The sequence below is a fragment of the Parasphingorhabdus sp. genome (genome assembly GCF_036963705.1).
In the GTDB taxonomy this organism is placed as follows: Bacteria; Pseudomonadota; Alphaproteobacteria; order Sphingomonadales; family Sphingomonadaceae; genus Parasphingorhabdus.
Genome location: NZ_JBALUT010000036.1, coordinates 1 through 21,896, shown reverse-complemented (window position 1 = coordinate 21,896; position 21,896 = coordinate 1). Strand labels below are relative to the sequence as shown.

20 protein-coding genes are annotated in these 21,896 nt (G+C 56.8%); 11 read left to right on the top strand and 9 right to left on the bottom strand.

The window, feature by feature from the left end; genetic code table 11:
• Positions 1-6 precede the first annotated feature (6 nt).
• The 3 genes from V7680_RS09615 to V7680_RS09605 all read right to left on the bottom strand — a co-directional run bounded on the left by V7680_RS09615 (position 7) and on the right by V7680_RS09605 (position 3,396).
• Entirely contained in the window at positions 7-390 is a 384-nt protein-coding gene (locus V7680_RS09615; protein WP_335653077.1) for a DUF1428 domain-containing protein, read from the bottom strand.
• 221 nt (positions 391-611) lie between these two features.
• On the bottom strand, positions 612-2,930 hold the full coding sequence (gene clpA, locus V7680_RS09610) for an ATP-dependent Clp protease ATP-binding subunit ClpA (RefSeq protein WP_335653076.1): 2,319 nt from the start codon (positions 2,928-2,930) through the stop codon (positions 612-614).
• Between the two features lie 268 nt (positions 2,931-3,198).
• Positions 3,199-3,396, bottom strand: a complete 198-nt coding sequence (locus V7680_RS09605; RefSeq protein WP_335653075.1) for a DUF1192 domain-containing protein — start codon at positions 3,394-3,396, stop codon at positions 3,199-3,201.
• Positions 3,397-3,496: 100 nt separating this feature from the next.
• On the opposite strand from V7680_RS09605, the gene V7680_RS09600 reads away from it, so the two are divergent.
• The 7 genes from V7680_RS09600 to V7680_RS09570 all read left to right on the top strand — a co-directional run bounded on the left by V7680_RS09600 (position 3,497) and on the right by V7680_RS09570 (position 9,714).
• On the top strand, positions 3,497-4,507 hold the full coding sequence (locus tag V7680_RS09600; protein ID WP_335653074.1) for an NAD(P)H-quinone oxidoreductase: 1,011 nt from the start codon (positions 3,497-3,499) through the stop codon (positions 4,505-4,507).
• 4 nt (positions 4,508-4,511) lie between these two features.
• The gene (locus V7680_RS09595) at positions 4,512-4,931 is read left to right on the top strand and encodes an NUDIX hydrolase (RefSeq protein ID WP_335653073.1); all 420 of its coding nucleotides are present in this window, start codon (positions 4,512-4,514) and stop codon (positions 4,929-4,931) included.
• Between the two features lie 96 nt (positions 4,932-5,027).
• A complete protein-coding gene (locus V7680_RS09590) occupies positions 5,028-5,942 on the top strand; it encodes a UDP-2,3-diacylglucosamine diphosphatase (protein ID WP_335653072.1) in 915 nt (304 codons plus the stop codon).
• Complete coding sequence (locus V7680_RS09585; RefSeq protein ID WP_335653071.1) at positions 5,939-7,003, top strand: glycosyltransferase family 4 protein; 1,065 nt, start codon at positions 5,939-5,941, stop codon at positions 7,001-7,003. Before V7680_RS09590 ends, V7680_RS09585 begins: the two co-directional genes overlap by 4 nt.
• Before the next feature lie 129 nt (positions 7,004-7,132).
• Positions 7,133-7,843: a DUF1013 domain-containing protein gene (locus V7680_RS09580; protein ID WP_335653070.1), complete on the top strand. Its 711-nt coding sequence runs from the start codon at positions 7,133-7,135 to the stop codon at positions 7,841-7,843.
• 169 nt (positions 7,844-8,012) lie between these two features.
• Positions 8,013-9,131, top strand: a complete 1,119-nt coding sequence (locus V7680_RS09575) for an MBL fold metallo-hydrolase (protein ID WP_335653069.1) — start codon at positions 8,013-8,015, stop codon at positions 9,129-9,131.
• A gap of 94 nt (positions 9,132-9,225) precedes the next feature.
• Positions 9,226-9,714, top strand: coding sequence for a GlcG/HbpS family heme-binding protein (locus V7680_RS09570; RefSeq protein WP_335653068.1), 489 nt, complete (start codon positions 9,226-9,228; stop codon positions 9,712-9,714).
• 6 nt (positions 9,715-9,720) lie between these two features.
• Here V7680_RS09570 and V7680_RS09565 read toward each other — a convergent pair whose 3' ends face one another.
• Positions 9,721-11,004, bottom strand: a complete 1,284-nt coding sequence (locus V7680_RS09565; RefSeq protein ID WP_335653067.1) for a TCR/Tet family MFS transporter — start codon at positions 11,002-11,004, stop codon at positions 9,721-9,723.
• Positions 11,005-11,134: 130 nt separating this feature from the next.
• Here V7680_RS09565 and V7680_RS09560 point away from each other — a divergent pair, with 130 nt between their 5' ends.
• The gene (locus tag V7680_RS09560; protein ID WP_335653066.1) at positions 11,135-12,814 is read left to right on the top strand and encodes a long-chain-fatty-acid--CoA ligase; all 1,680 of its coding nucleotides are present in this window, start codon (positions 11,135-11,137) and stop codon (positions 12,812-12,814) included.
• Between the two features lie 16 nt (positions 12,815-12,830).
• Here the strand turns inward: V7680_RS09560 and V7680_RS09555 are convergent, their stop codons facing one another.
• Together V7680_RS09555 and V7680_RS09550 are read right to left on the bottom strand one after the other, a co-directional pair.
• Positions 12,831-13,991, bottom strand: coding sequence for a GGDEF domain-containing protein (locus V7680_RS09555; RefSeq protein WP_335653065.1), 1,161 nt, complete (start codon positions 13,989-13,991; stop codon positions 12,831-12,833).
• A gap of 215 nt (positions 13,992-14,206) precedes the next feature.
• Positions 14,207-15,499: an NADH:flavin oxidoreductase/NADH oxidase family protein gene (locus V7680_RS09550; protein WP_335653064.1), complete on the bottom strand. Its 1,293-nt coding sequence runs from the start codon at positions 15,497-15,499 to the stop codon at positions 14,207-14,209.
• Between the two features lie 210 nt (positions 15,500-15,709).
• Between V7680_RS09550 and V7680_RS09545 the strand changes: the two genes are divergently transcribed.
• The 3 genes from V7680_RS09545 (at position 15,710) to V7680_RS09535 (ending at position 18,318) form a co-directional block, all read left to right on the top strand.
• The gene (locus tag V7680_RS09545; RefSeq protein WP_335653063.1) at positions 15,710-16,102 is read left to right on the top strand and encodes a hypothetical protein; all 393 of its coding nucleotides are present in this window, start codon (positions 15,710-15,712) and stop codon (positions 16,100-16,102) included.
• Between the two features lie 88 nt (positions 16,103-16,190).
• Positions 16,191-17,537: a TldD/PmbA family protein gene (locus tag V7680_RS09540; protein WP_335653062.1), complete on the top strand. Its 1,347-nt coding sequence runs from the start codon at positions 16,191-16,193 to the stop codon at positions 17,535-17,537.
• Positions 17,530-18,318: a 3'(2'),5'-bisphosphate nucleotidase CysQ gene (locus tag V7680_RS09535; RefSeq protein ID WP_335653061.1), complete on the top strand. Its 789-nt coding sequence runs from the start codon at positions 17,530-17,532 to the stop codon at positions 18,316-18,318. Before V7680_RS09540 ends, V7680_RS09535 begins: the two co-directional genes overlap by 8 nt.
• A 4-nt stretch (positions 18,319-18,322) precedes the next feature.
• Here V7680_RS09535 and V7680_RS09530 read toward each other — a convergent pair whose 3' ends face one another.
• From V7680_RS09530 to crtY, 3 genes are all read right to left on the bottom strand, one after another.
• Positions 18,323-19,249: a phytoene/squalene synthase family protein gene (locus V7680_RS09530; protein WP_335653060.1), complete on the bottom strand. Its 927-nt coding sequence runs from the start codon at positions 19,247-19,249 to the stop codon at positions 18,323-18,325.
• Between the two features lie 100 nt (positions 19,250-19,349).
• On the bottom strand, positions 19,350-20,861 hold the full coding sequence (locus V7680_RS09525; protein ID WP_335653059.1) for a phytoene desaturase: 1,512 nt from the start codon (positions 20,859-20,861) through the stop codon (positions 19,350-19,352).
• 16 nt (positions 20,862-20,877) lie between these two features.
• Positions 20,878-21,896: lycopene beta-cyclase CrtY (crtY, locus tag V7680_RS09520; protein WP_335653058.1), on the bottom strand; the 1,019-nt coding region annotated here is incomplete at its 5' end.

Here is a 21,896-nt window from a genome sequence, read left to right as displayed (position 1 = left end):
TACTCCTCATTCTCCCAGCGTGACGACGGGTTGAAAGCCGCCAAAGATCATCCTCTTGCCATCGAAGGGCATCGGGTTTTTCACCGGATCCATCCGTGGATCGGCGTTGTCCGGATCTTCCATTGCTGCTTCCAGTTTCGCCATGCCGGCATCCCGTGTCGCCTTGTCCGGCCATTCGATCCACGAAAAGACGATGCTTTCATCCTCGTTGGCCTTCACCGCCTTGCGGAAATCGGTGGTGCTGCCCTCCGACACGTCGTCGCCCCAGCATTCGATCACCCTTGTCGCACCCATGTCGATGAACATGCTGTCTGCGGTGTTGGCATGATCGATAAACTTCTGTTTGTTGGCGGTGGGAACCGCGATCACAAATCCGTCAATATAGCTCATATCTTACCCTCTCAGCTCGTTGGTATTTTCTGGACCGTTCAGCGGACGGATCGGAACCGCTGTCAAGTCAGCGGGTAACGGTGCTTCGTCGCCGATGCGTGCGCCTTGCGAGGGCTCATTGTAGCAGAAACTGTCCCGCCAATAAATCACACAAAAAAAACGGCGTGGGACCAGTCACGCCGTTCTTCAATCATGCGGGGTTTAAAGCCCTATTTGGTTAGTCATTTTGCTTCGGTAGGAGCCTTCTTCTTCGGCGGCGCCTTCTTTTTCTTGGTCTTGGGCGCGGCCGCCGTGACTTCGAAGGTCAGCTTGTTGTCCTTCAGATGGACCTTGACCTCGCCGCCGTTTCTGAGCTTGCCGAACAATAGTTCTTCGGCGAGCGGCTGCTTGATCTTTTCCTGGATCAGGCGGCCCATAGGACGGGCACCGTAAAGCTTGTCATAGCCGCGCTCGGTGAGCCATGCCTGCGCATCCTCGTCGAGCGTGATATGGACATTCTGGTCGGCCAATTGCATTTCGAGTTCGAGAATGAATTTCTCGACCACGCGTGCAACGACTTCCGTCGGCAGATAGGCGAAGGGCACGATCGCATCGAGACGGTTGCGGAATTCGGGGGTGAAGGTTTTCTTCACCGCTTCCTCGCCAGCATCTTCCTTGGACATATTGCCAAAGCCAATACCTTCTCTTGCCATGTCGGACGCGCCGGCATTGGTCGTCATGATCAACACCACGTTGCGGAAATCGACCGTCTTGCCGTGGTGATCGGTCAGCTTGCCGTTGTCCATCACCTGCAACAGGATATTGAACAGGTCGGGATGGGCTTTTTCGATCTCGTCGAGCAACAGCACACAATGCGGGTTCTGATCGATCGCATCGGTCAGCAGACCGCCCTGGTCATAGCCGACATAGCCCGGAGGCGCGCCGATCAGGCGGGAGACGCTGTGGCGCTCCATATATTCGGACATGTCGAAGCGCTTGAGCGGAATGCCCATGATAGATGCCAGTTGCTTGGCGACTTCGGTTTTGCCGACGCCGGTCGGACCGCTGAACAGATAATTGCCGATCGGCTTTTCCGGTTCGCGCAGGCCAGCGCGGGAAAGTTTGATCGCGCTGGACAGTTTCTTAATCGCTTCGTCCTGGCCAAAGACAACCCGCATGAGATTTCTCTCCAGATTCTCCAGCGTTTTCTTGTCGTCCTTGGACACGGATTTGGCAGGGATGCGTGCCATTGTCGCGATGACTGCTTCGATATCCCTGGTGGTGATCATCTTCTTGCGGCGCGAAGGCGGCAACAGCATCTGCATCGCACCGACTTCGTCGATCACGTCGATCGCCTTGTCCGGAAGCTTGCGGTCGTTGATATAGCGGGTGGATAGTTCCACCGCCGATTTCAACGCATCCGGCGAATAGCGGACCTTGTGATGTTCTTCGAATGCACCGCGCAGGCCAGCGAGGATCTTGATCGTATCCTCGACCGACGGCTCGTTGATGTCGATTTTCTGGAAGCGCCGCAGCAAGGCACGGTCCTTCTCGAAATGGTTGCGGAATTCCTTGTAAGTGGTTGATCCGATGCAGCGAATGACGCCACCGGATAGTGCCGGCTTGAGCAGGTTCGATGCATCCATCGCGCCGCCGCTGGTCGCGCCGGCACCGATCACGGTGTGTATTTCGTCGATGAACAATACCGCATCGGGCATTTTTTCCAGCTCGGAAACAACCTGCTTCAACCGTTCTTCGAAATCACCGCGATAGCGGGTTCCGGCGAGCAGAGAGCCCATATCCAGCGAATAGATCACCGCGGGAAGCAGAACTTCCGGCACATTGCCTTCGACGATACGCAGCGCGAGGCCTTCGGCAATTGCGGTTTTACCAACGCCAGGTTCGCCGACATAAAGCGGATTATTCTTCGACCGCCGGCACAGGATCTGAACCGTCCGGTCGACTTCTGCCTGCCGTCCGATTAATGGATCGATGCGGCCGTCCAAAGCCTTTTTGTTGAGATTGACGGTAAACTGGTCGAGCGCCGTCTCTTTCTTGTTTTTCTCTTTCTTGTCCTCGCCGCCTTCCATGCCCGACAATTCGGCTGGTTCGACCGGCTGGCCGCCTTTGCCGACGCCGTGGCTGATAAAGCTCACCGCATCGAGCCGGCTCATATCCTGCTGCTGGAGGAAATAAACTGCATAGCTTTCCCGCTCGGAAAACAGTGCAACCAGCACGTTGGCGCCAGTGACCTCGTCCTTGCCAGACGATTGAACGTGAAGAATGGCGCGCTGGACTACCCGCTGGAAACCGGAGGTGGGGGAGGGGTCGATGGCCTTTTCAACCTTCAGGGAATCAAGCTCGCTGTCCAGATAAAGCACGACGGCGTCTTCCAGTTCGCCCAGATCCACGCCGCACGCATTCATCACTTGTGAAGCGTCGCCATCGTCGATCAATGCGAGAAGAAGATGCTCGAGCGTCGCATATTCATGGCTCCGGTCAGAAGCGTTTTTCAGCGCCTGATGCAGGGTCTTCTCGAGCGATTCAGCGAAGGATGGCATATATTTTACTCCAAAATTGGAACGGTGTTGGCGTTCCGGTTGCCGACACGAATGCTGTTCCATCCGGTTCGGGCTTTAACCAATTGCTTGTCCTTTAGATCGTGCCCCATTCCCTAAACGTCAAGGGTCCAGACGCTTCGATCTCTAGGTATCTGGCCAAGATTGCCAGTTTCGTGTCTAACTTCTCCTATACGGTCCAATTTGGAACGGTTGAACCCAACTATTATTAAACAAGGTTAACAAATGCTTTAATTTAAGCCAGCGTTTATCACTTTTTGAACAGGTTTTCTGCGCTGGCGCGGTGGGTCACAGAGAAGCTTTTCTTGGCTTTACAGCGGTTTATTTCCGATTCCAGCAAGGAAATGCGCTGGTCCAGTTCATCCACAGATAATGGATCAAGATCCTGTTTGACCAATAAGGCCACCGGATCATTGGCGTTGCGCGGTAAATTTTCGTCATCATCCATGAATCGACATGCCTCCTGAAGGGTAATGTTGACCGCTCGCGCTTTGCTGTCAATAAGGGGCGAGATTATGGGAGGTCGCAAATTTCCCGGGGGGTATTCAATGGCCGTATCTGAAGTGTTGCAAAAAGAAATGACCGCCATCGTGATCAGCGAGCCAGGGGGACCGGAAGTCCTGAAAATTGAAACCGTAGCGATGCCGCAGCCGGATGACGGAGAAGTGCTGATCCGGGTTGCTGCCGCCGGGGTAAACCGCCCTGATGTAATCCAGCGCATGGGGCTTTATCCTGTGCCCCCGGGCGCATCGCCTTTGCCCGGCCTGGAAGTGTCCGGGACTGTCGTAGCCCTGGGCGCGGGCGTCGAACCCGAATGGATCGGCCGCAAGATTTGCGCGTTGACCAACGGCGGAGGCTATGCCGAATATTGTGTCGCCCCGGTTGAACAATGTTTGCCGGTTCCGGATTGCCTGACCATGGCCGAAGCGGCTGCCTTGCCCGAAACTTTGTTCACTGTGTGGGGCAATCTGTTCAACCGCGGCTTTGCCCGTGAAGGGGAAACGGTTCTGGTTCATGGCGGCACCAGCGGTATTGGTACGATGGCGATCAAGCTTGGCAAGCTGTTTGGCCTGAATGTCATTGTGACCTGCGGCAGCGATCAGAAATGCACCGCTGCAAAGCAGATCGGCGCCGATCATGCGATCAATTACAAGAGTCAGGACTTTGTCGAGGAGATCAAGAAAATCACCGACGGCAAAGGCGTGGAAATCGTCCTCGACATGGTCGCTGGCGACTATGTCGCGCGCAACCTGCAATGTCTGAAAGAAGATGGCCGCCATGTGACGATAGCGGTCCAGGGCGGACTGCAGGCCACGATCAACATGGCACATGTCATGATGAAACGTCTTATCCTCACCGGATCAACACTCCGGCCCCAGTCGGCGGCGCGCAAGGCGTTGATGGGCGATGAGCTGCACCGCTATGTCTGGCCCGATGTCGAGGCCGGAAAATTGAAACCGGTGATGGATGAAAGCTTTCCGCTAGCCGACGCGGCCAAGGCCCACGCCCATATGGAGGCCGGTGATCATATCGGTAAGATAGTCCTGATCGTCGAATGATGGGATGAACGACGAACCCGACTTTCACGGCGCGAAAGTGGCATTTTTCATTGAAGATCATATCCTGGTCTATCGCCGGGACAACAAGCCGGATATCCCGTTCCCCAATCTGCTCGACCTGCCCGGCGGCGGGCGAGAAAATGACGAGAGCGGCGCGCAATGCGTCGCACGCGAAACATTTGAAGAATTCGGCATTCGCATCGCGATTGACCAGTTCCAACATGTCCAGACCTACCCGAACTGGCGCGGAGCGGGAAAAGTAGCATTATTCTTTGTCTGCCGGCTGCCACCCCGCATATTGGATGATATCGTCTTCGGCGATGAGGGACAGCACTGGCAAACCATGCCGGTCTCTGAATTCTTGTCCAGCGAGGATGCGGTTCCGCATCTGCAAATCAGGGTCCGGGAATATCTGAAAGCATGAGGCTTTCCGTCACCAAAGCTTCATAAAACGGGAATCCGGCTGTCACAATCAACGGCTAAGGCCAGGCCCATGGGTAGTTTTCCATGGGAGCTTTCAATGGCCAAACAATTTCCGCCGCTGACCAAAGCTGATATTCCGTTGCTTGATGCCGATCATTATGAAGCACGACTGAAGCGCAAGCCGCTTGTCCATTCGAGCGACCGGACGCGATACAGGACGATCTGGATATCCGATATCCATCTTGGGACGCGTGGCTGCAATGCCGATTTGCTGATCGATTTTCTCGACCATGTCGACAGTGACACGCTCTATCTGGTCGGAGATATTATTGACGGCTGGCGGATGAAGAAGCGGTTTTTCTGGCCAGACAGCCACAATGATATCATCTGGCGGATATTGAAACGGGCGCGGCGGGGCACACGCATCGTCTATATTCCCGGTAATCATGACGAAATGTTCCGCCAGTTCACCGGCCTGAGTTTCGGTGGTGTGGAAATCCGTCGTTCGGCGATCCATGAAACTGCCGATGGTCGACGCTTGCTGGTTTTGCACGGCGATGAATTTGACACGGTTATGCTTGCACATCGGTGGCTAGCCGTCATCGGGGACGCCGCCTATGTGTCGCTGATGCGCTTGAACTGGCTGGTCAACAAGGTCCGCAATCGCTTCGATCTTCCCTATTGGTCGCTGTCCAAAATGGCCAAAAACAAGGTCAAAAATGCAGTCGAATTTATCGGACGCTACGAGGAGCTTGTTGCCAAGGCCGCAGAAAGCCGGGGTGTCGACGGCGTAGTCTGCGGTCATATCCACACCGCCGAACATCGCGTCATCAAGGGTATCGAATATTATAATGACGGCGACTGGGTCGAAGGCTGCACCGCTCTTGTAGAGGGTGAAGACGGCACTATGGAAATTCTCCACTGGGCCGACGAGATAGCGGCGCGAAATGCTAAACAACGACAAACAGCACGATTGATCGAGGTAGGGGCCGACGTAGGGCAGGCGGCGTGAAGATCGCGCTGGTAACGGATGCGTGGCATCCGCAAGTCAACGGCGTGGTGCGAACGCTGGACACGGTCGTGGACCTGTTGCGGAGGAGGGGTCATGAAATTCTGGTGCTTTCCCCGGACCAATACCCATCGATCCCCGCGCCGAGCTATCCTGAAATCCGTCTGGCTTTTACCCGCGCCGGCACCATCGGCAGGCAAATCGAACAATTTGGTGCGGAAGCCGTCCATCTGGCTACCGAAGGCCCGCTCTGCGTTCAGGCACGCCGCTGGTGCCGGCGAAATGGTCGTCCGTTTACAACCGCTTATCACACGCAATTTCCAGAATATCTCGCCAAACGGACAAGATTGTCGCCACGGCTTTTCTGGCCCTATATCCGCTGGTTTCATCAGAGTTCAGAAGCGATCATGGTGTCGACAGAAAGCATCCGCAATCAGCTGCGCGGCCAACGGTTGGGCCATGTTCATCATTGGAGCCGCGGCGTCGATCTCGACAATTTCCGGCCCGATGCTCCATCTCCTGCGATCTACGAGAAGCTGAAACGGCCAATTCAGCTCTATGTCGGGCGGGTAGCGGTTGAGAAGAATATCGAGGCGTTTCTGATCAGCGATCAACCTGGTTCTAAAGTCGTGGTTGGCGACGGACCAGCACTGGCGGGATTGCAGTCGCGTTTTCCCGACGTCCATTTTGCCGGGAGAAAATCGGGCCGTGAACTGGCGGGCTATTATGCCGGAGCGGATGTGTTCATATTCCCCAGCAAGACCGACACTTTCGGGCTGGTGATCATCGAAGCTCTTGCCTGCGGAACGCCGGTTGCAGCCTATCCGGTGGCAGGTCCGGTCGACATATTGACTGCAAGCAGCGGCGCGATGGACGAAGATCTGAATGTCGCAATACAGCGCGCACTCGGGCTCAATCCCGCCGAATGTATCGCCCATGGCGAGAACTTCAGCTGGGAAGCGAGCGCCCACCAGTTTCTCGACGGATTGGCCTCCCGGGAAGGGCGTCCGGACTATCATATGTCCCGGCGGATATTGGCAAAAGCAATTTTTGCGCGGGTTTAGCCAAATATCTTGCCGACTCCCTTGAAAGAGCCTACATAAGCTTCCAACAGGCCGTCTCCGCAAGGGGGCGGCCCTTTATTTTTAAATTGTCGCTGGCGCAGAAATGCCAGCTATTGGAAGGAAGCCATCATGGCCGAACAAGCAACCCCACTTATGCAGCATGCAACCGCCAGCTGGCTGGTGGACAACACGGCGCTGAGCTTTGTCCAGATCGCCGAATTTTGCGGTATCCATATTCTTGAAGTCAATGCGATGGCCGATGATCTCGCCAGCTCCAAATATACCGGTCGTGATCCGGTCCAGGCGCATGAGTTGACCCATGCCGAAATCGAGAAAGCCGAAAAAGACCCGGACTACCGTATGGTTATCCAGAAGGGACCGGACCAAGTGCGCCGGACCAAGGGACCTCGCTATACGCCGGTATCCAAGCGTCAGGACAAGCCCGACGGTATTTCCTGGTTGCTGCGCAATCACCCGGAAATCTCCGATGCCCAGGTTGGCAAGCTGATCGGCACCACCCGTACCACGATCAACGCCATCCGCGAGCGCGAGCACTGGAATATCGCCAATATTGCGCCAAAAGATCCCGTCACTCTTGGCCTGTGTTCGCAGCGCGAGCTTGATGCCGTTGTTGCCAAGGCAGCGAAAAAGGCTGGCATCGAGCCTGAAGCGGAAGATGACACAAAACTGGGCGGCGACAAGGAAGCGCTGATTGCCGAATTGCGTGAAGAACGCGCCCAGGCGGCACGCGATGCAGAAGCCGCTCTGTCCGGTGAAACCGGCGAGGACGAAGCGGCTCCCGTCGTGCATACAGCAGAGACGCTTTTCAAGGACAGCTGATCGATTCCGGCCTGCGCCGGTTTCGATGATCGCGGAACGATGCTGCCGGGGGAAACTCCGGCGGTTGTCTGCGGTTGTCGCTGATGATCACCAAGCCGGTCACTCGAAGCCTTAACTAACCGATTAAACCGGCTTGCGCTTGGCCTGATCCAGGGGCTATGGCTGTTCCATGGATGCTCCCAGAAAACCGCCGGCCTATGATGCCATGCTCGCTGATCATGGTTTTGACCCGATTGAATCGGACGGTCTGACCTATCCGCTCGGCGACTATGAACCGAAATATGGCGAATATTTTGAACTGATGCCCGGCATCGGCTGGACCCGCACCCCGGTGCCCGGTCCGCTTGGTCATATCAACAACTGGGTGCTCGCCGACCGACATGAAGACGGCAGCGCAGGCTTTGCGATAGCCGATACCGGATTGTTCATGCCACAGGTGGTCGAGGCGTGGAAACATCTGTTCCAGGAAGGCGCGCTGCAAGGGCAGAGCGCTACCAAGATTATCGTGACCCATTATCACCCCGATCATGTCGGTTGCGCCGGCTGGCTGGCAAAGCGGTTCAAAGCACCTTTGCACATGAACCGCACCGAATGGATGCTGACCAAGATGCTGATCGCCGACAAACGCGACGGCGTCCCGCAAGAGGCGCTGGACGAATGGCGTTTCTGCGGCTGGGAACAGAATCTGATCGACGATTTCGCTGCCAAGGGCTGGGGCCGTTTCGCTCGCGCTGTGTCGGACCTGCCAATCGGCCATATCCGGATGGAAGAGGGCACCAGAGTAAGAACAGGTGACCATGAGTGGCGGGTGATGATCGGCAACGGTCACACACCCGAACATGCTTGCCTGATCGACGACAGCGCCAAGGTGATGATCTCCGGCGACCAGATATTGCCGCGGATAACATCCAATATCTCAACCATGTTGAGCGAGCCGACCAGCGATCCGCTTGGCGAATGGCTAGCCAGTATCGCGCATTTTCGTGCCGAACTGGATAATGATCTGCTGATCTTGCCCGCCCATGGCCGTCCGTTTCTAGGCGCCCATCAGCGGCTCGATACGCTGGCCTTGCGGCACAACGAAGCGCTCGATGATCTCGAACAGGGTCTGCGCGAAAGCCCCAAGCGGGTGGTCGACAGCTTTCCCTATCTGTTCCGCCGTCCGATCACGCCGGATGTCATCGGCATGGCCAGCGGAGAGGCGATGGCGACCTTGAGGCATCTGGAATATACCGGTCGTGCCACGCTGAACATGAAGGACGGCACCGCCTGGTATAGCGCCGCCTGATTTGGTCGATTGCCATCCGGCTTTTATCGAATTGGTGACCTGCTGCGATCTTCCCGTCCTAAACTGATGTTTCGGAAAAATCGGGAGAAGCCGGATGAAAACGTCCATCGCATTTCTATTTTGTATCTCGCTCGGTGCCGCGCCCACGCTCGCGCAGACGCAGAGCTATCACCTCAGTTCTAACGCGGCAGAGCAAATCATCGCCGGTTGCAAAGCGCATGCCCAGGCCAGACAGCAGAGCCACGCGGTCGCTGTCTATGACAAAGGCGGCAATCTCGTCACCGCGCTGAGAATGGAAGGCAATGGTCCCGGGATCATGGCCTTCTCCCAGGCCAAGGCCAAGGCGGTCGCCAGCTGGGGATTTTCCACGGCGCAAATGGAAGAAGCGATAAAAGGCACGCCCGGGTTCGCCGATGCGCCGTTCATCGTGACGGTTGCTGGCGGCGTACCAGTATATACTTCGGACGGACGCAATTTTATCGGCAGTGTCGGAGTGTCCGGCGAAGCGCCCGCCGCGGACGCTGCTTGCGCTGTTGCCGGTATCGACGCTGCCGGGCTTTCCGCAGAACGTGTGCGGAATTAGCGCGGCTTAGTCCATCAGCGGTTTGGCTGCTGGCGGCGGCTCGACCTCGTCACTGGTGCAGTGCAGGGCATATCCGCGCAGGAATATCGCCAGCGCGACAAGCGCGATTAGTCCCGCCAGTCCGAATGGCGCGCCGGGCAAATAATAGGCGCTTCCCGCCACCGTGAAAGCCGCGAAAACCGCGGTGAAAATGGGTGGTCCGGTGATCGAGGCAATGCTCTGCAGACTCGCGACTGCGCCTTGCAGTTCGCCCTGGGTTTCATCGGATACGGCGTTGCTCATCAGGCCGTTCAGCGAAGGCTGGAACAGCCCCTGCAACGCGCCGACCGGAATCGCGATGAAAACCAGCCATGCTTGGCCACCACCGGCAAGTACATAGAAAACGCAACTGACCGCCATCGAAATCGCGCCGAGAATTGCCGAATTGCGTTCGCCTATGCGCGGAACCAGCACACGGATCAGGAAGCCCTGGACAGTCGCGGCACCAAGCCCGACGGCCGCAAAGGCGAGGCCCACGAACAATTCGCTCCAGCCAAAGGCGGCGATCAGGTAAAAGGCGAAGATGATCGGAAAGACGACATGGGCAGTCATCCATACGGTCAGCGCCGTTGCATACCAGATGACGACCTTGTTCTGGCCGCTGAGCGCTTTCAGAGCCACGATGGCATTGGCGCGAGCGAGATTGAAAGGTCGCCGCTTTTCTGGCGGCAGGCTCTCCTTGAGCATGAAAAAACCGAAGACCAGATTGAGCGCTGCCAGCGCGCTGGCCCCGAAAAAGGGCAGGCGTGTACCATATTCGCCCAATATGCCACCGATTGCCGGGCCTATGATGAACCCGAGGCCGAAAGCCGCGCCGATAAGCCCGAAATTCTGCGCGCGTTTTTTGGCCGGAGATATATCGGCGATATAGGCATAAGCCGTGCTGAAACTGGCGCCCATGATCCCTGCAATTATCCGCGCGGCAAACAGCCACAGCAGCGAAGTGGAAAATCCCATCAGGCTGTAGGCGATGGCGTAACCACCCAATGCGCCGAGCAGCACCGGTCGCCGCCCGAAGCGGTCCGACAGATTGCCGACAATCGGGCCAAAGACAAATTGCATCGCAGCATAAGCAAAGGCCAGCCATCCGGCATAGACCGCGGCGTTGGAAATTGTCTCGCCAGTGATGCTGGTGATCAGTTTCGGCAGAACCGGCATGATGATGCCGAAGCCGAGCATGTCGATGAACACGACGAGAAACACGAAGATCAGGGACGATTTGGCGCCAGGGGCAGGGACGGACTCGGACATGGTTTTGCTCCCTACACGCTGGCCCGGCGAAAAGGGACCTATTTACCCGCAATCTTGTCGACAATTTCGCCTGCAATCTTGCCCGGAATTTTGATTGTCAGGTCAGGCAGCATCACTTACATGAATGTCAATGACTGAGAAACAGCCCGACCAGCCGGTAATCTGGAAAACCCGCTACAATCATCCTACTCCGTGGGATCAATTCTACGCGCCTTTGTCGATGCCCGGAATGTTCTTTGCTTCGGCGGGGAGGCGCGGTGATGCCAATTTGCTGGATTTCATGGGCCGCAAATATAGCTATGGAGAAATGGCTGCCCAGATCGTCCGGGTCGCCAAGGGCCTTCAGGATATGGGTGTCCAGAAAGGCGACCGGATCGGCCTGTTCCTGCCAAATGTCCCGCATTATGTCAGCGCTTATTACGGCGCGATGGCCGTCGGCGCGACGGTGGTAAATTTCTCGCCGCTCTATACGGTCGAGGAACTGAACCACCAGGTAGAGGATAGCGGCACCAAGATCCTGTTCACGCTTTCGGCGACCGCGCTTCTTCCGACCGCCTATCAGGTGCTCCAGCAGTCGAGCCTCGAACGGCTAGTGGTCGGTAGCATCACGGAAGCGCTGCCTGCGGGCAAGGCGCTGCTCTATTCGCTGTTTCGCCGTAAGGAGAGCAGCCCCATTCCCAAAGACGACCGGATCACCGTCTTTTCCGATCTGATAAACAATGACGGCAATTATGACGCGCCCAAAATACGCGCGGATCGGGATATTGCCTTGCTGCAATATACCGGTGGAACCACCGGCACGCCCAAGGGCGCAATGTGCACTCACCAGAATCTTACCGCTAATGCCCGGCAGATTAACGACATTGACCCCTTTATCGACGAGGTTGACCGGGTGATGGGCGTTCTGCCGTTCTTCCACGTTTTCGCCAACAGCGCGGTGCTCAACCGCACCGTCGAACGTGGCGGGGAAATTGTCATGCTGCCGCGTTTTGATGCGCAGCAGACATTGGCAGCGATTACCCGCGCCAAGATTACCGCCATGCCCGGTGTGCCGACCATGTATCAGGCGCTGCTCGACCATCCCGATACCGACAAGACCGATTTTTCCTCGCTCAAAGTCTGTGTCTCCGGTGGTGCGCCATTGTCGATGGAACTCAAGAACAGGTTCGAGGCGAAGACCGGTGCAAAGCTGGTCGAAGGCTATGGCTTGACCGAAAGCTGCGGCGTGGTCAGCGCCAATCCCTATATGGCACTCAACAAACCCGGCACGATTGGTCAACCGGTCCCCGGCACAATTGTGAAGCTGGTCGACAAGGGCGATCCGTCCAAGCCCGCACCAGCCGGGGAACCCGGGGAATTGATCTTCTCCGGCCCGCAGGTGATGCAGGGCTACTGGAATTTGCCGGAGGAAGATAAACAGGTGTTTGTCGGCGATTTCCTGCGCACCGGCGATGTCGCGACCATCGACGAGGACGGCTACATCAAGATTGTCGACCGGCTGAAGGACATGATCGCGGTCGGCGGCTTCAAAGTCTTCCCGAGCCAGGTCGAGGAAGTGCTCTACAAGCACGAAGCGGTCAAGGAAGCGCTGGTTATCGGTGTACCCGACGACTATCGCGGAGAGAGCCCCAAGGCCTATGTCGCGCTATATCCGGACATGACAATTACCGGCGAACAGCTGAAGGACTGGCTGAACCCGCAACTTGGCAAGCATGAGCGGGTGGTGGATGTCGTGGTGCGGGAGAGCCTGCCCAAGACGATGATCGGCAAGCTCGATCGCAAAGCGCTTCGGCTAGAAGAACTGGACTAGCTCCGGTCCGTCCCGACTAGCTGAATTTGGATCGCAGGTTTCTCCGGTATGAAGAATCCGGGGCAGAGGCCTTCGCTGCATAGTTTTTGACCGCGTAAAGCTGAGTATCTGCGACCTCGAACAGCGCCTCGGCAGTTTCTCCGTCAACCGGCCAGGTGGCGATGCCGATACTCGCCCGGACCCGAATGACGTGATCATCCAGTTTGCAGGGCGGAACTAGCGCGGCGAGCATATGGTCGGCACAGGCCGAGCTCGATATCGTCGATTCGGGTGTTAGCAGGATCGCGAATTCATCACCGCCCATTCGCGCGACAATCCCGCTTTCGCCGCACGCATGCTGCAGGCGTTGCGCCACTTCGATCAGCAATTGATCACCAACAGCATGGCCGAATTGGTCATTCACTGGTTTGAACCCGTCAAGATCTATCAAGGCGACGGTAAACCCGCACTGTTCATCTCCGGTCGCAATCTGCCGTTCAAGTTGTTCGGCCAAGGCCCGGCGATTGAACAGGTTGGTCAGCGGATCGGTATGCGCCAATTCGCGCATCTCGTGCCGCAACACCAGCAGGTTGATAAATTGATCATTTTGCCACGTGATCACCCGGTACAGAAATGTCGTTACCATGATCAGGCTGCCCGCAGCAGACCAGCCGACGGGATCACCCGACAAGAGCATGATGACGGTGATCGGGGCAATCCCGATGATGATATTGAGTATCGCCGCCGGCCGGATCGTGGCGAGATTATAGATGGTTGTCAGCGAACCCAGAGCGAGGGTGAACGGATAGAACAGCCGCATTTCGGGGGGGGCATCGACCCAGCTCAAAACACACCAGACGCTAACGAGGACGCAAATGGCTGCCGAAAAGAAGGTGGATTCCGCGATAAACTTGCGCGCCAGATCCGGGCTGCCCGAGGCGTTGCGGTCCTTGATCAGCGAAATATAGCCGAGCAGACAGCAACCGGCCATCGCCAGTGGTATTCCATAGCGGACTTCAGGGCTGGCACCGGCGGAAGAGGCGTAAAGGACCAAGGGGATCGTCAGAAACATGGCCAGAAAAAGCGCGCGGGACTGGCTTTGCAGGCGGGTGGCGCTCAAGACGGCAAATTCATCCCGCACCGCTTCGGGGATCGGCGGAATCAGTTTTTGTAAGAATCGTTGAAACTTGGCCCGCATAGCATGTTGCTAGCAGCCAATGGTAAACGGCGGGTTAAACCTGTATCCTCTTGTATTGTCCAGCTCGCAAGGGGCTTACAGAGATGTTCCCAACGGTCCTTTTACAATAGGTTAACCATGATTTCGCCTAATGTCTCTGTCCGAAAATCAGTGCAGGAGCCGAGTCTTATCCCGATCGGTAATAGTGCCTAGCCGCTGAGTGTCATATATCAGGGTCAGCCCGCGCTGCGGCCCGCCAATAACCGCTTGTTGCGCGCCTCGACCGCGCGAAAGGCCTTGAACACGCTCAAACCTGGATCGGTCTTGCCGCTTTTGCCGAGATTTTCGAGCTGTTCGTAGAACCAGTAGATTGTCGCAAAGCCATCAATCGCCTTAACTAATTGAAAGCTCTTGAGAAAATTCAGCCATCCGGGAACCAGCCGGAGCTCGTCCTCATAGCGTGGCAATGCGTCCAACCCTTCCAATAACTGCTTGGGCGCGTCGGTCATCACGCACATCGGGCGGCCGAGGCCGATCAGGTCAGCGGCGCCACTGGCGAGCGCGGATTCCATCGCCGCTCGGGTCCGGAAACCGCCGGTGACCATCAGTGGAACTGTGACCGCATCCTGCATTGCTTTGGCGAAATCGACGAAATAGGCCTCGCGTTTCTTGGTTGAGGGAGCCAGATTTTGCTGCTCCTTTTCTTCGATGCCGTCCGCGCCCATCAGCGCCGGCTGTTCATAAGTGCCGCCGGAAATCTCGACCAGATCGACACTGGCGTTTTCCAGCCATTTGAGCACCTGCAGACTGTCATCGAAATTGAACCCGCCTTTCTGGAAATCGGCGCTGTTGAGCTTGACTGAAATCGGGAAATCGGGACCAACTGCGGCGCGGGTCTTGGCGACGACAGCGAGCAGAAAGCGTGCCCGGTTTTCCAGACTGCCACCATATTCGTCGGTCCGCTGGTTGGCCCGCGGGCTGAGAAAACTGCTGAGCAGATAGCCATGGGCGGCATGAATTTGCGCGCCGGTGAAGCCCGCTGCCTGACAAGTCATGGCGGCCAGCGCGAAACGGTCGACCAGTTCTTCAATTTCCTGCACCGTTAGCGCAACAGGTTCACCAAATTGTCCGCCGGGCAGACCGAGTTTGACGGCTGAGGGGGCTTTGGGATGTTTGTTGACATTGCTCTGGGTCTGACGACCGGCGTGGCTGATCTGCGCCCAGAAATGATTGCCGTTGCGGGTCGCGGCCTGCGCCCAGTTTTCCAGCGCAGTCTTCATTGCCGCGCTTGCCGGGCGGTCGATGACGACATTGCCGGGCCGTTCGAGATGGTCGCGATCGATCAATATATTACCGCTGAGCAGCATCCCCGCGCCGCCATCGGACCATAAACCGTACAATCGCTCCAGTTCCGCTGTCGGCACTCCGTCGGGGCTTGCCATGCCCTCGGTCATCGCCGCCTTGCTTAGCCGGTTTGGGAGGACGGCACCACAGGGCAGGGGCAGTGGATCGGAAAGCGAAATAGTCATGCGGATGGTCCCCAAAATTGAATTGCGATTAAAAACTGATTCTGTCTTATGTTGTAATTTATGGCAAGCAGAACCGCCGTTTTCGTCATATAATATGCTTAACGGAGGGTATATTTTGCTTTTATTCCTGATTAGGTATACTATTGAAAGTCATCGCACGGGGGCAAATTTCCGGCGATGAATGGAGATGATATTCTGAGGGGAATGAATATGGTTGCAGCAGCACCCCACAAATCGGTCAGCAAGCATAGCGCACGTCATGACGTGCAGCATAGCAGCGTCCGATGGGACAAGAAGATGAGCAATAATTGTGCAGCGGCACTGCTCGTATACACCATGATGCAGATATTCTTCGTGCTCAGCTTTATCGAAACCAAGGGCATGTCGATCGCTCCCTATTTCGGCTTGGTTCTGCTGGTTGCCGTAATCATCCCCTTTTGCCGCAAATTCGAGAAACGCTGGGTCAATATGGCCAGCAGCGGCTTGTCCGAGCAGAGTATCGCCGCGAAATTCCGGTCTGATCAGGTGGTTTTGTGGATGTTGGCTATCGGTCTGCCATTTGTCTTCGTCGGGTTGATCAAGGCCGTTGGCCCGTTCCTCTGATATCCGGTCTCTGAAAACCGGCCATCGTTTCCATTTCAATTAGCAGCGCATCGTTGACCTTGCGGGGCGGCGTACCTATGTCCTGCCCATGCTAAAACCTACAGAAGCGCAGGATCGCGCCGACGCCCTTATATCCCAAGCCAAAAAAGCCGGCGCCGATGCTGCGGATGCTATCTATGTCTGTGATGCCGCCACTCAGGTGCAAATCCGTCTTGGAAATCTCGAAGATGTTGAACGCTCCGAAGGTGAAGAAATCGGCCTCAGGGTCTTTGTCGGCAAGCGTTCGGCAACCGTGTCTTCCTCGGATATGGACCCGAAAATCCTTTCTGCTCTGGTCGGACGCGCACTGGATATGGCCAGAGAGGCACCGGAAGACGAATATGCCGGTCTCGCACCCGAAGAATTATTATTGAAAACGGAACCGCATCCGATCGATGGGGATGACGGTCAAAATCCGGAACCAGAACTGCTGCGCGAACTGGCGTTAAAGGCCGAAGATGCCGCGCGGGCGGTCAAGGGCGTTACCAACAGCGAAGGTGGCGGCGCGAGCGCCGGACGCAGCATCGTCGCGCTGGCAACCAGCCACGGCTTTTCCAGTGCTTATTCAACCAGCGGTTACAGCTTGTCCGCTAGCGTCATCGCTGGTGAAGGCGACGGCATGGAACGCGACTATGCCTATGACAGCGTGCGCTTTCTCGAAGATCTCGAGAATCCCGAAGTTATCGGCAAGGAAGCTGGCGAACGCGCCATTTCCCGTCTCAACCCTGTGGACTTCAAATCTGGCGCGATGCCGGTCGTCTATGATCCGCGCGTCGGCAACAGCCTGCTCGGTCATTTTGTCGGCGCTATTGCCGGCGCTGCTATCGCGCGCAAGACCAGCTTCCTGCTCGACGCGCTCGATACCCAGGTGTTCGACAGCGCCCTAAGCATCATCGACTGCCCCCATCGCAAGCGGGGCCTGCGGTCAAAAGCCTTTGACGGCGAAGGTCTGCCGACCGCCAAGACCAAATTGATCGATAACGGTCGCCTGACCCAGTGGCTGATGGAAAGCGCTTCGGCCCGCCAATTGGGTCTGCAGCCGACCGGCCATGCCTCGCGCGGCGTCGGCGGAGCGCCCGGTGTCAGCGTCACCAACCTGCATATGGGCAACGGCTCGGTGAGCAAGGCCGAATTGATCAAGGATATCAAGCATGGCGTCTATATCACCGAGCTGATCGGCATGGGTGTCAATCCGGTCACTGGCGATTATAGCCGTGGTGCTGGCGGGTTTCTGATCGTCGACGGAGAGATCGGACCGCCGGTTTCGGAAATCACCATCGCGGGCAATCTGAAAGATATGTTCAAGAGCCTGATCGCCGCCGATGATCTGGAATATCGTTACAGTATCAACGCACCGACCCTGCGCACAGACAGTATGACGGTGGCGGGTGGCTGACATTGATTTTGATCGGGTAATCGCAATTGCCAAGGAGGGCGGGGCGCTTGCCATGCGCGACTGGCGACTAGGCCAGAGGGCCGCCAATATCTGGGAAAAGACACCCGGGCATATTGTCTGCGACGCCGATCTGGCGGTCGACAAGTTTCTAAGGCTGGAACTCGAGAAACTTCTTCCCGAAGCCGGCTGGCTTTCGGAAGAAACCCATATTGATCATAGCGGCGCCGGCGATGAATTGACCTGGGTGGTCGATCCGATTGACGGTACGAAAGACTATGTCGCGGGCAAGACCGGCTGGTGCGTTTCCGTCGCGCTGGTACTGAATGAATCACCGATTTTCGGCATATTGGTCGCCCCGGCGATGGATGAAGCCTGGATCGCCAAGGCGGGCAGCCACAGCGAAGTCAACGGACGCGCGCTGGTCGCCAGCAGTCGCCAGCAATATGCCGGTTGCCGCATCCCGGCAGAAGAACTGCCACCCGAACTCGATCTGGTAGCGGTGACCAAGCCGAATAGCATCGCACTCAGAATGGCGATGGTCGCAGATAACCGGGCCGATGTCGTTGCCTCGACGCGCTGGGGCCATGAATGGGATATTGCCGCTGCCCATGTGATCGCCACCGAAGCAGGAGCCAGCGTCACCAATGCGCTTGGGGAAACTCTGGTCTACAACGGCACCCATGGCAAAGCGCTCGGCGTATTATGCTGCTCGCAAAATCTATATGATGTGGCGGTTCAGCGGATCGGTAAATATGTCACCGAAAACGGTGCGAGCCACTAGCCACCTAAGTGGTGCGCGCTCTCGTCCACAATCCCTGACGGTCGCCCCCGCGGGTGTTGAGCAGGGCCTGACCGAAGGCTTTGACGATCCAGCCGAGCTTCTTGCCCTTGCTGGTATATATCCGCTGATCGAGCGATGCACCATTGCTGCTCTTGATCGCACGGCCGATGTCTCCGTAAATCCCGGCAGCAGCCAATACAGCCCAGCGTGACCGGAAAGGCAGGTTGGCCGCACCGACGCGCGCGGACTCTTCATAAGCGCCTGCCAGATCGCAAAGCCGGTTGACCAGCGGGATCAGTGCATCGCGGCGATCCTGAGCCATGATATTTTCCGGATCAAGGCGAGCTTCCTTCAACCAGGCGTTTGGCAAATAGCATCGTCCGGCCGCGGCATCCTCGGCGACGTCCCGTGCGATATTGGCAAGCTGGAACGCCAGGCCGAGATCGCAGGCGCGGTCGAGCACTTCCTGATCGCGCGGCGACACGCCCATCACGATCGCCATCATGCAACCGACCGCTCCCGCGACATGATAGCAATATTGCAGCAGGTCATCTTCATTATCCGGTCGCCATCCCCGGGCATCCAGCGCGAAACCGTCGATCATGTCATTGGCGAAGGGAAGCGGAATGCTGCATTCCTGTGCGACAACGCCAAAGGCATCAAATGGCGGATTGCCGGTCTTCTCGCCGCCATGCGCGCGCCGAGTCATCATCCGCATCGCCGCGATTGTCTTTTCCGGATTGGCTACGGTGGACATGCCATGACCATGATCCTGCCCGTCGGCGAGATCATCGCAGGCGCGGCACCAGCTATAGAGCAGCCACGCGCGCTCGCGTGTCGGCTTGGAGAATAGTTTCGAGGCCCTAGAGAAGGATTTTGAACCGCGCTCAATGCTCTTTCTGGCCTGAAGGACGAGATTTTTGCGGTTCATGGCATTATCCGGCAGAAATCCGTTCGCACTGAGCTTGTCGAAGTGCCTGTGGTGCGTAGAAACCGTCCTTCGACAGGCTCAGGACGAACGGTATAGGCGATCACGCCATATCCTCCAGCATCAACTCGGCCGTTGCCTTCGCGCTCCCGACCACACCGGGGATGCCCGCACCCGGATGGGTACCGGCGCCGACAAAATAGAGATTGTTGATGACATCGTCGCGATTGTGGACCCGGAACCAGGCGCTTTGGGTGAGCAGCGGCTCGAGGCTGAACGCGCTACCGAGATGGGCATTGAGGTCGGTCCCGAAATCCTGTGGCGTGTAGTGAAAGCTGGTGATGATCCTGTCATGAATATCGGGGATCAGCCGCTGGCCGATTTCGTCGAGAATGCGCTTTTTGTAGATCGGTCCCATGACATCCCAGTCAATCGGCAGCTTACCCTGATGGGGTACCGGTGCGAGCACGTAGAATGTACTATGGCCTTCGGGCGCCATTTCCGGATCGGTGACAGTCGGGTGGTGCAGATAGAGCGAGAAATCGCTCGGTAGCACGCCATTGTCGTAAATATCATCGAGCAGGCCTTTGTAGCGCGGTCCGAACAGGATCATGTGATGCGGGATACCCGGCCAGCTGCCCTTCACCCCGAAATGGACGACGAACAGCGATGGCGAATATTTCTTCTTCTTCAGCTTTTCGGTGACCATCTCGCTGCGATGCTTGTGGCCGAGAAGGTCGCGATAGCTGTGCATCACGTCGGCGTTGGTGGCGACGGCATCAAAATTCTCGCTCCAGCCCGATTTGCAGGTAACGCCCGACGCGCGGTCGCCGATCGTATCGATTTGGGTGACCGGATCATTCAGTCTGATCACCCCGCCGATGCGTTCGAAATGCCTGACCATCGCGGCGACCAGCATATTGGTCCCACCCTTGGCAAACCAGACCCCGCCAAGCCGCTCGAGCTTGTGGATCAGACCATAAATCGCGCTGGTCTTCATCGGATTGCCGCCGACCAGCAGCGACTGGAAAGACAGAAACTCGCGCAGCTTCTCGTTCTTCACGAAGCTCGAGACCTTGGCATAGACCGAGCGATAGGCTTGATATTTCATCAGGGCCGGTGCCGCCTTGATCATCGATTTGAAATCGAGAAACGCCTTGGTGCCCAACTTGACATAGCCCTCCTCATATAAACCGCCGCTATATTCGAGGAATTTCTTATAGCCTTCGACATCATCCGGTTCGATCGCCGCGATGTTGGCATAAAGCTCTTCCGGATCGTTGACATAGTCGAAGTTCGTGCCGTCGGGCCAGTTGAGCCGGTAGAAAGGTGACACCGGCATCAGCTCGATATCTTTCGCCATATCATTGCCGGTCAGCTCCCAAAGCTGGGACAGGCAATCGGGGTCGGTGATGACGGTCGGGCCGCCGTCGAAGATAAAGCCCTCTTTCTCCCAGAAATAGGCGCGTCCGCCCGGCTTGTCGCGGCCTTCCAATATGGTCGTCTGGATGCCGGCCGACTGCAGCCGGATGGCGAGCGCCAGGCCACCAAAGCCGGAGCCGATGACCGCTGCTTTCTTGAACAGGCTGTTTTGGGATTTTGCAACGTCACTCATGGGGCAGGAATACTCATCAAAATTTTAACAAAAGCCAAATGGCGCGGGAAACGGGTATCGGCGGTTTGCCGGTTAGCAGACGGATCTTGTCCATCAAGGTTGAATTACCGGCATAAAAGCGGGCCAGTAACGGTTCGCTCTTGCCATAGCTATGTTCGAGTGTCTTGTAACGCTTCTCGGGATCGGCACCGAGAAACAGAAAGGCGCAAAGCAGGCGGTAAAATTTGCCGTTTTTCCAATGCGTCTTGGCCAGATCGCGCAACATCGCGTCGAGTTTGTTCTGGTTGATCTCGGGCATTTCGGCGATCAGGAACGCGGTCCGGACCGCCATCGGCAGCGAATAGCTGGTGATCGGCTGGATCAGCGCCGCGCGGGCTCCGGCGCGCGCATCGACACCTCTATTGTCCTTCCAGAAGGCTTCGAAGTCACCGCCGTAAATCACTGGAAGTTCGCCTTTTTCTTCACTCAAAACCGCATCGATTTGCCATCCCCGGCCGGCTGCATATTCGGCAATTCGTTGGTGGGAGATCGCGCTATCGAGTAACGGCGTGTCGGCGTAATAAGTGTCTTCGACGAAAATTTCCGTGTCGCTGAACGGCAGGCAGTAGACGAAGCGATAGCCGTCAATTTGCTCGACCGTCGCGTCCATGATGATCGGCCGGTCCAGTCCGTGCGGTTCTTTCAGCCTGAGCATCTGGCCGCAAAATTTCTGCCAGCCGGTCTCCAGCGCTGAAATATCTCCGCCGCCACGGACATCAAGCACCGCTTTGGCAGCGATTTCTGTACCATTTGCGAGCTGCAGTCGGCCAGATTCGACCTTTGTCACCTTTTGTCCGGTTTTCAGCGCGTCTGCGGGCATCTGCTTTCGCAATTCCCGATCGAGATTTTCGGATTCGATCGAATTATAGCCGTTGCTCAGGTTGCGGCTATATTTGGGGAAATGGACGTCATAGCTGTCCCACTGACGCGAGATTAACGGATCAATCAGCCAGCGATGTCCGGTTTCGACGTCGCTGTCGAAAAATGACCAGATAT